A 10,131-nucleotide genomic window follows, 5' to 3' on the forward strand; every position below is an offset into this window, starting at 1 on the left:
AGAAATGCTTTGCCAGTCGGAAATATTGGCCTAGCCTACCCTGAAAAGGGTAACATATGCGTAAGACCATCTCCCTCATTGCTGGCCTTTTGATGCTTGCGGGCTCAGCCGATGCCCGTGCTATTTCGCTGATGCCGCTCAAATTTCTGGATACGTCGAAAGAGGCGCAGGACCAGAAAAGCGATCATGACCGCCGCCTTGGCCTGATGGATCAGGCCCTGAGCGAAAAGCTGGCGCCGGGTCATCAGCTGAGCCGGATCACCCCCGAGGCAGTCAAAGCAGCCTGCGCCCCCGAGACCGTCGCCTGCCTGGTCGATCTGGCCGGTGAAAATGGTGCGGATACTGCCATTTTCGTTGTGGTCCACAAAACCAGCACGTTGATTATGCAGGTTTTCACCCAAGTGGTTGATCTTAAAAGCCAGACCGTGATTTACGATCGCGATGTCAGCTTTCGTGGCGACACCGATGAATCCTGGACCAAAGCCGCGACCTTTTTAGGGCGGGAAATCGACAAGGCGCTTGGCAGCGGCAACTAGGCGATCCGTCAAAAAAAGGGGCGACCTAGGCCGCCCGCATTTCATCAATTACTTGGAAATCGTCGCGATAACTTCCGTTTGGCCGCGACGTTAGTCGTTCTCGCCTACCGCTTTCCAGATGATCGCGCCGATGACTGCGCCCAAAATCGGGGCCACCCAGAACAGCCACAATTGCTGAATCGCCGGACCGCCTGCAAACAGCGCCTGACTGGTCGAACGCGCCGGGTTGACCGAGGTATTCGTCACCGGGATCGAGATCAGGTGGATCAGCGTCAGTGCAAGACCAATGGCCAGCGGCGCAAAGCCGACAGGCGCACGGCCATGGGTCGTTCCCAGAATGACGATCAGAAAGAATGCGGTCAAAATGACCTCGATCACCAGCGCCGACATCATGGAATAGCCACCGGGCGATTGCGCGCCATAGCCATTCGATGCAAACCCGCCAATCTCGAAACCGGATTTACCCGATGCGATAAGGTAAAGTGCGGCAGCGGCAAGAACGGCGCCGATCAGCTGCGCCACGATATAGGGCAACAACTTTGCGGCGGGGAAACGACCTGCAACCGTCAGACCGACCGAAACCGCCGGGTTGAAATGGCCACCCGAGATGCCGCCAACGGCATAGGCCATCGTCACGACCGTCAGACCAAAGGCCAGCGCAACGCCAGCAAAACCGATGCCCAACCCCGGAAAACCAGCAGCAAGAATGGCGCTGCCACATCCCCCAAAGACCAGCCAGAACGTACCGAGCAACTCGGCACCCAATTGTTTCTGCATTTTGTCATCCACTGCTGATAAGATGAAAACCGGCCTGCCGACTCTGGCAAGCCCATCCATTCTACGTGAATTTATTAGACAAAACTATTTAATAACCCATTGAGATCGGGAGGGAATTCACTGTTTTTGCAAGGTGTCACTTTCTTGCCCGGAATGTCCCAAGGCTAGCTCAGCTTCGGGGTGCTCGGCTGCGCTGTCGCCGTCATGATCCATCTCTAATCGCTTTTGCGCCCGCGCGCCCAATTCGCGCAGCATCTCGGCTTGGCGAATGACATTGCCAGAGCCGCGGCTAAGGCGGTCGATGGCGGTTGCGTGGCTTTTCTGGGCGCGGTCCAGATGCGCGCCGACATCCTCGATCGCGGCGACAAAGCCATGCAACTTGTCGTACAACTGCCCTGCTCGCGCCGCGATTTGCATGGCGTTTGATTCACGTCTCTCGACGGTCCAGATGTGATCGACCGTGCGCAAGGTCAGCATCAAAGTCGTCGGCGTGGTCAACCCGACCCGACGTTCCATCGCGAAGCTGGCAAGCTCGGGGTCATAGCGCAATGCCTCTGAAAAAGCGCCCTCGATTGGAATAAACATCAGGACGTAATCTACAGATCCCTGGTCAAGCCTTTGATATCCCTTGCCAGACAGGCCTGTAATATGGGCACGCAGCGCAGCGACGTGACGCTTGATTGCGCCGTCTGCATGCAGCGGATCATCGCTATTAACCGCCTCTTCATAGGCGCTGAGCGAGACCTTGCTATCAATTACCAAGACCTTTTTCTGGGGAAGTTTGACCACGACATCAGGACGCCAACGCCGCCCTTCTTCGTCCTGGCGGCTGTCTTGGGTCAGATAGTGAATTCCCTTTTCAAGGCCGGATTCTTCAAGCAGCCGCTCAAGGATCATCTCGCCCCAAGCCCCCTGCTTTTGGCGATCCCCCTTCAGCGCACGGGTCAGCGCCACCGCCTCTCGCGAGATCGCCTCCGAGCGTTTGTGCAACATCTCGATCTGTTCGCGCAAACGCGCACCATCCTCATCACTTTGCTTGTTGCGGGTCTGCACCTCGGTTTGAAAGCGGTGAACCTGGTCGCGAAATGGGTTCAACAAGGCCGTCAATTGCTCGTTTTGACGCTTGTTCAGATCCTCGCTTTGACGTCTTAAAGATTCGTCCGACATAATCTTGAAATTATTGGACATTTCTTCGCGCAATTCGCGCAGGGTTGCGACGTCGCGTTCAGCGGATTCGCGGTCCTTATCCGCAGCCAGACGGGTTTCAGCCAGCATGCGCTGCAAGGTGCCCTCTTGCTGGCGGGCCGCGTGCAGCGCGTCGCGAAGCTGGTCACATTCCTCCACCACCTCGCGCAGACGCATCGCTTGGGCGTCATGGCCACTTTCCAGCCGCCCCAGTCGCAGCTCGGCTTGATGCTGCGCTGACTGGGCCGCGCTGCGCTGCGCATCAAGCGCGCTATTGGATTGCCGCGCCCCTTCCAGATCGACCTCAAGATAAGAAATCAGCTCGGATGCCGCAGCTGCGCGGACCGCAGCCCGGCGCCATAAAAACGCCAAAATCACCAGCGCGATCATCACTGAAACAAGCAAAATCTGCAGCCGATCACTATCGTGGAACCATGCAGAAAAGGTCGTGGAATGGGTCGGATTCATGTGGTATCGCCTGATAAGGTGGCTACACTGTTCACTTTTTGTGCCAAGCCTTCAAGCCTTGGCTTTTGGATTTTGGGCACTGTCCGGCATCTTGGTCCGGGACTGGTGAATTATCCGTTGAGAGGAAAAGAGATGACGAAAACCGTTGCGGTGATTGTCGGTTCGCTTCGCAAAGATGCGATCAACCTGAAGCTTGCTCAGGCGCTGGAAAAGCTGGCGGCGGGCAAGTTGGTGTTCAAATATGTCGAAATCGGCGATCTGCCGCTATACAACGACGACCTTTGGGCCGAGCCCCCGGCCTCGGTTCTGCGTCTGAAAAACGACATCAACGAGGCCGATGCCGTGCTGATGCTGACGCCAGAATATAACCGCAGCTATGCCGGCATTTTGAAAAACGCAATGGATTGGGGTTCGCGCCCCTATGGCCAGGGCTGCTGGAAAAACAAGCCTGTCGCCGTGACTGGCGCATCCCCGGGCGCGATTGGCGCGGCTGTTGGTCAGGCGCGTCTGCGTAACGATCTGGTTAGCCTTGGAATGATCGTCATGCCCGCCCCCGAAGCCTATATTCAGTGGAAGCCCGAGGCCTATGGCGCCGATGGTTCGGTAACTGACGAAAGCACGCGTGCCTTCCTGCAAAGCTTCGTCGATCATTTGGCCGATTTCACCAATCGCCTTAGCTGATCCGAAAGGCCGGTTCTGACCGGCCTAAACTCCTGCTTCGGCCCGCAATGTGTTTGCCCTTAGACGGGGGCTCACTTGCGGGCCGATCACCACGCAGGATTGCACGCCTGCGCCTGCATCGCCCCGCCCAGTTGGACAGGCTTCAATCGCCGCTTGGCGCTGGCGTCGGCAGCACATCATCCGCTTTACTCGTGGCAGTTCCATCTGCACCGTCGCCGCCGACCCCTTCCTTGGGCGTAGCGCTTGGCGCGTCTTGCTTTGCCTTTGCCTTTTCGGCCCGCGCCGCCTCCATGGCAGCGCGGTCAGCGGCCTGACGGCTTTTGCTTTGGATCGCATGTTCGCCACGTGACGAGCGGCCACCATTGGGCCAAACCGTGCTTTGGCCCGCTGAACCTGCCTTTGGGCCAGCGGCAGGCGCTGGAGGCGTTTGTGGCGCCTTATTGCCCCCTTCGGCCCTTAATGAATGCGCGCTAAACCCGCTTACGCATAGGGCTGCGGCGGTCGCAATTGCTACAGATCGCATGAAGTGACGTGTCATTCCCACCCTTTCATGTGATGCCAGTACAGTCCTGGCTGTTGGTTCAAATGAAAAGCCAACCCGCAAGACGGCTGTGGGTTTCCCAAGGCTTGGCCAAGGTCGGGACTGCTCGCGCTGAAAACAACAAAAAATGCCGACAGATCAAATCCATCGGCATCTTTTTAATTTTCTGACTTGGGATCGCTTACTGGTCGAGGAAGGACCGCAATTTGCGCGAGCGCGACGGATGCTTCAGCTTGCGCAGCGCCTTTGCCTCGATCTGACGGATCCGTTCGCGCGTCACCGAGAACTGCTGGCCAACCTCTTCCAGCGTGTGATCGGTGTTCATGCCGATGCCGAAACGCATCCGCAAGACACGCTCTTCACGCGGGGTCAGCGAGGCCAGAACGCGGGTCGTGGTTTCCTTCAGGTTTTCCTGAATAGCGGATTCCAGCGGCAGAACCGCGTTCTTGTCCTCGATGAAATCGCCAAGCTGGCTGTCTTCCTCGTCCCCGATCGGGGTTTCAAGGCTGATCGGCTCTTTGGCGATTTTCATCACCTTGCGAACCTTTTCCAGCGGCATTTGCAGCTTTTCGGCCAATTCTTCCGGCGTCGGCTCGCGGCCGATTTCGTGAAGCATCTGACGGCCGGTCCGGACCAGCTTGTTGATCGTCTCGATCATATGGACCGGAATACGGATCGTGCGGGCCTGATCCGCGATCGAGCGCGTGATCGCCTGACGGATCCACCAAGTCGCATAGGTCGAGAACTTATAGCCCCGGCGATACTCGAACTTATCGACGGCCTTCATCAGGCCGATGTTGCCTTCCTGAATAAGATCAAGGAACTGCAAGCCACGGTTCGTGTATTTCTTGGCGATCGAGATCACCAGACGCAGGTTCGCCTCGACCATCTCTTTCTTGGCCTGACGGGCTTCTTTCTCGCCGCGCTGGACCTGGTTCACGATGCGGCGGAATTCTTCGATGTCGACGCCGACGTGCTGACCCACCATTGCCATCTCGCCGCGCAGGTTTTCGACCTGGGTGCGGGATTTATCAAACAACGCCTGCCAGCCACGTGCCGGATTGGCCGCCATGCGGTCAACCCAGGTCGGGTCCAGCTCAGAGCCGCGATAGGCTTTGATGAATTCCTGACGATTGATGCGCGCGGCATCAGCCAGTTTCACCACGCCCGAATCGATGGTCAGGATACGGCGGTTGATGCCGTAGATCTGATCGACCAGCGCTTCGATACGGTTGTTGTGCAGGTGAAGCTCATTGACCAGCGCAACGATCTCGCTGCGCTTACGCTGATATTCCTGCTCTTGCGCGTTGGAAAAGCTGCTGTCCTCGTTCAGGGTCGCCGACATGCGGCTGTCCTGCATATGGGCCAGCTCTTCATAGCCATGTGCGATCAGCTCAAGCGTTTCAAGAACCTTGGGCTTAAGGCTGGCTTCCATCGCGGCAAGCGACAGGTTCTGGCCGTCTTCATCCTCTTCGTCGTCATCGCGACGCATCGGATTGCCGTCGGCATCATATTCTTCTTCGCTGCCAGCGGACGCGCGCGGCACCGCAGCAGGAGCCTCACCGGCGGTCAGAACCTGTTCTTCGGCATCCTCGTCCATGGCGCGGCCAAAGGTCGCCTCCAGGTCGATGACGTCACGCAGAAGAATGTCTTCGTCCAAAAGTTCTTCGCGCCACATGGTAATGGCTTTGAAGGTCAGCGGGCTTTCGCACAGCCCGGCGATCATCGTGTTGCGACCAGCCTCGATCCGCTTGGCGATGGCGATCTCGCCCTCGCGCGACAGCAGTTCGACCGAGCCCATCTCGCGCAGATACATCCGCACCGGGTCATCGGTCCGGTCCAGCTTTTCCGTTTCAGTTGTGGCGACAGCCACCTCACGCGATGACGGATCGGTGGTGACCAATGCGCCGCCGCTGGCGGTATCGGCTTCTTCGGCATCTTCATCGGTGTCGACGACGCGAATGTCCATTTCGGACAGCATCGACATGACATCCTCGATCTGATCGGAAGAAACCTGATCCGGAGGCATCACGGCATTGAGCTGGTCATAGGTGATAAACCCGCGCTCGCGCCCTTCTGCGATCATACGTTTGACGGCCGCCTGGCTCATATCAAGCGAATGATCATCGTCCTTGGTATCGGGCTTTTGGTCTTCGTCGTCTTTGGCGGCCATGCTCGCTCCTTGAAGGCGGTGATTCGCGGCGTTGGCGAATCGGATCGGCAACTCATCGGTTCTAACCAATATCCGGGGAAATTCAAAGGCCCGGACCGGCATTGAACCGCAGTGATTCGGTGAGTGATTCGGAGGGTGATTCGGCAGATGGCCAGAACCCTGCGTTACGCGTTATTTTGGTGGCTTGCGCCAGATCTTATTCTCGAGCGCAGATTTTAGAAAAGCCCGTTGTGCATCGCTATTTTCCCCCAGATCGCCCAGATCGCTCATTGCCGGATGGTCGGCTTTTTGGCGCAGTCGCGCAGATTGCGTCACCCGCCAGGTCAGCCCCTCATCCGCCAATCCCTGAATTTCAGCCTCGGCCCGTGCAATTTCAAGCCGGGCTGCGCGGCGTGCCTCGATTCGGTCCAGTGCATTTGCAAGAATATCTGACGCGGCATCGCTGTCCTGAGGTCTGGAAATCACCGGGGCAGCTTTGACATGGGCCTCGGCAAGGATGCTTTCAAGGGCTTGCGCCCCCTGCCCCGACCGCGTGCCCGACAGAAGATCATGGATCAAGGCCGCGCGACCAGGATCTTCGGGCATCAGCCGCTCGAGGCGCGCCTCGACCGCCGGGACCAGCGTCGGATGGGTGGCGCAAATCGCCAGAACCATCGCCTCGATCATCTGTTCGGCCAGCTTTTCGGAAACCTCGGGCGCCGAAAGACGCGAGGCGCGGGTGGGGGCTGCGGGCGGTGCCTCAAAGACCGGCTTGCCACGCTTTCCGCCCTCGGTGTGCGCCTGACGGCGCGGCTGCCAATTGGCATTTTGCCCCTGGGCTGCACCCTCGCGTCGCCCGGAAAAGAGCTGCCATTTCATTTGCTTGAAGATCGAGGTGTAATAGTCGCGCGTGGTCGGATCCGCGATGCGGGCCACGGCATCAGCCAAAGCCTTGTCCAATGCAGCCCGCCGTTCGGGGCTGTCGTAAACCTTACCCTCGGTCTCGCGCTGCCACAGCAAATCAACCAGCGGGCGCGCGGCATCCAGCGCAGCCGACATGGCTGCCGGCCCCTGCTTGCGGATCAGATCATCCGGGTCCTGCCCCTCTGGCAGGATGGCAAAGCGCAAGGCCTGTCCGGGTCCGGTCATCGGCAAAGACAGATCAATCAGGCGCAAAGCCGCGCGAATACCCGCGCTGTCACCGTCCAGCGCGATCACCGGCTCGGGCGAGACGCGCCACATCAATTGCAGCTGCTCTTCGGTAATGGCAGTCCCAAGAGGGGCCACCGCCCCTTCGAAGCCCGCCTTCACCAAAGCGATCACATCCATATAGCCCTCGGCCACGATCAGGGGCTGGCCCTTGCTGACGGCGGTGCGCGCAGGGCCAAGGTTATACAGATTGCGCCCCTTGTCGAATAAGGGTGTCTCGGGACTGTTAAGGTATTTCGCACGGGCATTGGGGTCCATCGCGCGGCCACCAAAGGCGATACAGCGCCCGCGCGCGTCCCGGATCGGAAAGATGATCCTGCCGCGAAACCGATCAAAGGGTGCCCCGCCATCGTCAGGCTTGGCCGAGAGGCCCGCCTCGATCACCAGCGCCTCATCAATGCCTTTGTTGCGCAAAGCGTTCAGCAAAGCATGGCGTTGGTCTGGGGCATAGCCAATGCCAAAGCGTTCGCGATCAGCCTCGGTCAGGCCACGACGATCCAGATAATCGCGCGCATCTTGGGCCATTCCGGTTTGCAGCTGCAAACGGAACCAGCGCACGGCCTCTTCCATGACCTCGACCAATTTGGTGCGACGGTCGGTGCGTTGGGCCTGAACCGGATCGCGAGCGGGCATGGGTAGCCCGGCCTCGCCCGCCAAAACCTCGACCGCCTCAAGAAAGCCCATGCCATCCGCTTCTTGCATAAAGCGCAAAGCATCGCCTTTGGCGTGGCAGCCAAAGCAATAATAGAAGCCCTTTTGGTCATCGACGTGAAAGGACGCGGATTTCTCGCTATGGAAGGGGCAAGGCGCCCACCAATCGCCCTTGGCCTGGTTCGAGCGGCGCAGATCCCATTGAACCTTACGCCCGATGATGCGGGACAAGGGCACGCGGGCGCGAATCTCGTCTAGGAATTGTGGGGACAGGCTCATGGAAGGAATAATGTCACGGTTGGATGAGAATGAAAGAGGCAGGACAGGCTGCGGCGATGCAAACCGTACCGGTCACGCGCCGACAGCACCTCGCGCCAGATCGCAATAGATCCGGGCCAGATGCTCGCGGTCGATCCGACCACCATCGCGATACCAGTTGGCTACACCTGTCAACATAGCGATCAACGCCAAAGTTGCCAGACGTGTATCGGAAATTGTCATGACGCCCGCCGCATGACCGTCGCGCAAGATCAACTCCAGCTGATCCTCATAGCGGTGACGCAGAGCGGAAATCGCCTGGAAATTCTCTGCCGAAAGGTTGCGCAGCTCCATATAGGACAGGAAAACCAGCTCTTGATGTTCTAGCGTCGTGGCAATGTGGCCGCGCACGAATAAATCCAGTCGCGCCAGCGGGTCCAGATCCACAGGATCGTGCCAGCGCGTCAGCACCTCATCCATGTGACCGCGCAGCAAATCCGCCAGCAAACTTTGTTTGTCCGGCGTATAGCTGTAGATCGTACCGACCTGCACCCCAACCGCCGCCGCGATCTGGCGCATCGAGACGGCCGCATAACCGTGACGCGCGAACAGGCGTGCCGCGGCCTCTCGTACCAAAGGCCCGGTTATTTCTGCGCGCGATCCATAAGTTCTGGCCATGCCACGGTTCTAAGACGGCGCGGCTGGCGAAGAAAGCCCCCACGCCGCCGGGCAACGCAGAGCCGATTGCGCCGCCCCTCATTCTTGGCAGCACGTCTTTGCGGCCTTGTCGAGAGGCCCCGCCCAGCCCTATTCTGCGGCAAATCATCAGAGAGGCGGCATGGCACGTCAGAATTCTTCCCGCTTTCACGGCCTGCAATCTGCCTGGCGGTGCCGCGCGGTGCCGATCGCTTGTCGGGTCGTGGTGCTGTCCCAGCTTGGCCTTGCCGCGATCACCTTGACCGCCTGCGGCGATTATGCCGCCGATTACCCGCAACTTGCCCCAACTGATCAGCTGCTGGCCCCGCCCAAGATCCCTGCCCATGCGGCTGATGCGGCCTCATCGCCCGATGCGGTGGACCGCGCGCTGCACAGTGATCATGCCAGCGTTGTCGCCCGCGCCGACCGGGCCTTGCGGCAAGGTGCCGGCTCTGGGGATCTGGCAGAACGCGCGACTGCGCTGCGCGCTCGCGCGGCCAGCCTGAGCAAGACCCAGATCGATGGTGAGGACGGCGCCCTTGCGCCCACGCAACCGCCCGAAACGCCGGGCCTGACTGATGGCGCCAGCACGCCCGATGGGCAGCCCGCCCCTTCGACGCAGCAGACGGCACCTGCGACTTCGGTTTGCCCGAGCGAAAATCGTGATTGCGCCGGACCTTCAAACCCTTAACACAGCCGCGACGACTTTCGGAAAGGAATTCCCATGCCGGTCATCACCTGCATTGACGATCTCAAGGCCCTGCACCGCCGCCGGGCGCCGCGCATGTTCTATGATTACGCCGAGAGCGGCAGCTATACGGAACAAACATTTCGCGAAAATACCGAGGACTTTCAGAAAATCCGTTTCCGCCAGCGCGTGGCCGTCGATATGTCGGGGCGCAATACCGCCAGCACCATGCTGGGCGAGAAAGTCACCATGCCGGTTGGCCTTGCCCCGGTCGGCTCGACGGGCATGC

10 protein-coding genes are annotated in these 10,131 nt (G+C 59.4%); 4 read left to right on the top strand and 6 right to left on the bottom strand.

Annotated features, from left to right (window positions below; genetic code table 11):
- The first annotated feature begins 56 nt into the window (after positions 1-56).
- A complete protein-coding gene (locus RTS12_RS03695) occupies positions 57-536 on the top strand; it encodes a DUF2380 domain-containing protein (protein WP_312525613.1) in 480 nt (159 codons plus the stop codon).
- A gap of 90 nt (positions 537-626) precedes the next feature.
- Here RTS12_RS03695 and aqpZ read toward each other — a convergent pair whose 3' ends face one another.
- Together aqpZ and rmuC are read right to left on the bottom strand one after the other, a co-directional pair.
- Positions 627-1,313: an aquaporin Z gene (gene aqpZ, locus RTS12_RS03700; protein ID WP_312525616.1), complete on the bottom strand. Its 687-nt coding sequence runs from the start codon at positions 1,311-1,313 to the stop codon at positions 627-629.
- A gap of 117 nt (positions 1,314-1,430) precedes the next feature.
- The gene (rmuC, locus tag RTS12_RS03705; protein WP_312525617.1) at positions 1,431-2,966 is read right to left on the bottom strand and encodes a DNA recombination protein RmuC; all 1,536 of its coding nucleotides are present in this window, start codon (positions 2,964-2,966) and stop codon (positions 1,431-1,433) included.
- 132 nt (positions 2,967-3,098) lie between these two features.
- On the opposite strand from rmuC, the gene RTS12_RS03710 reads away from it, so the two are divergent.
- The gene (locus tag RTS12_RS03710; RefSeq protein WP_312525619.1) at positions 3,099-3,647 is read left to right on the top strand and encodes an NAD(P)H-dependent oxidoreductase; all 549 of its coding nucleotides are present in this window, start codon (positions 3,099-3,101) and stop codon (positions 3,645-3,647) included.
- A gap of 142 nt (positions 3,648-3,789) precedes the next feature.
- Here RTS12_RS03710 and RTS12_RS03715 read toward each other — a convergent pair whose 3' ends face one another.
- The 4 genes from RTS12_RS03715 to RTS12_RS03730 form a co-directional block, all read right to left on the bottom strand.
- The gene (locus RTS12_RS03715) at positions 3,790-4,185 is read right to left on the bottom strand and encodes a hypothetical protein (protein WP_312525620.1); all 396 of its coding nucleotides are present in this window, start codon (positions 4,183-4,185) and stop codon (positions 3,790-3,792) included.
- Between the two features lie 184 nt (positions 4,186-4,369).
- Positions 4,370-6,361 carry an RNA polymerase sigma factor RpoD gene (gene rpoD / locus RTS12_RS03720; RefSeq protein ID WP_312525623.1) on the bottom strand — a complete coding sequence of 664 codons (1,992 nt, stop codon included), beginning with the start codon at positions 6,359-6,361 and terminating at the stop codon, positions 4,370-4,372.
- Positions 6,362-6,532: 171 nt separating this feature from the next.
- Complete coding sequence (dnaG, locus tag RTS12_RS03725) at positions 6,533-8,479, bottom strand: DNA primase (RefSeq protein ID WP_312525625.1); 1,947 nt, start codon at positions 8,477-8,479, stop codon at positions 6,533-6,535.
- Positions 8,480-8,551: 72 nt separating this feature from the next.
- A complete protein-coding gene (locus RTS12_RS03730) occupies positions 8,552-9,136 on the bottom strand; it encodes a TetR/AcrR family transcriptional regulator (RefSeq protein WP_312525627.1) in 585 nt (194 codons plus the stop codon).
- Between the two features lie 160 nt (positions 9,137-9,296).
- Here RTS12_RS03730 and RTS12_RS03735 point away from each other — a divergent pair, with 160 nt between their 5' ends.
- Both RTS12_RS03735 and RTS12_RS03740 read left to right on the top strand, forming a co-directional pair.
- Positions 9,297-9,845 carry a hypothetical protein gene (locus tag RTS12_RS03735; RefSeq protein WP_312525629.1) on the top strand — a complete coding sequence of 183 codons (549 nt, stop codon included), beginning with the start codon at positions 9,297-9,299 and terminating at the stop codon, positions 9,843-9,845.
- Between the two features lie 33 nt (positions 9,846-9,878).
- On the top strand, positions 9,879-10,131 hold a 253-nt coding region (locus tag RTS12_RS03740), incomplete at its 3' end, for an alpha-hydroxy-acid oxidizing protein (RefSeq protein ID WP_312525631.1).

The organism is Paracoccus sp. (in: a-proteobacteria) (genome assembly GCF_032007265.1).
GTDB lineage: Bacteria > Pseudomonadota > Alphaproteobacteria > Rhodobacterales > Rhodobacteraceae > Paracoccus.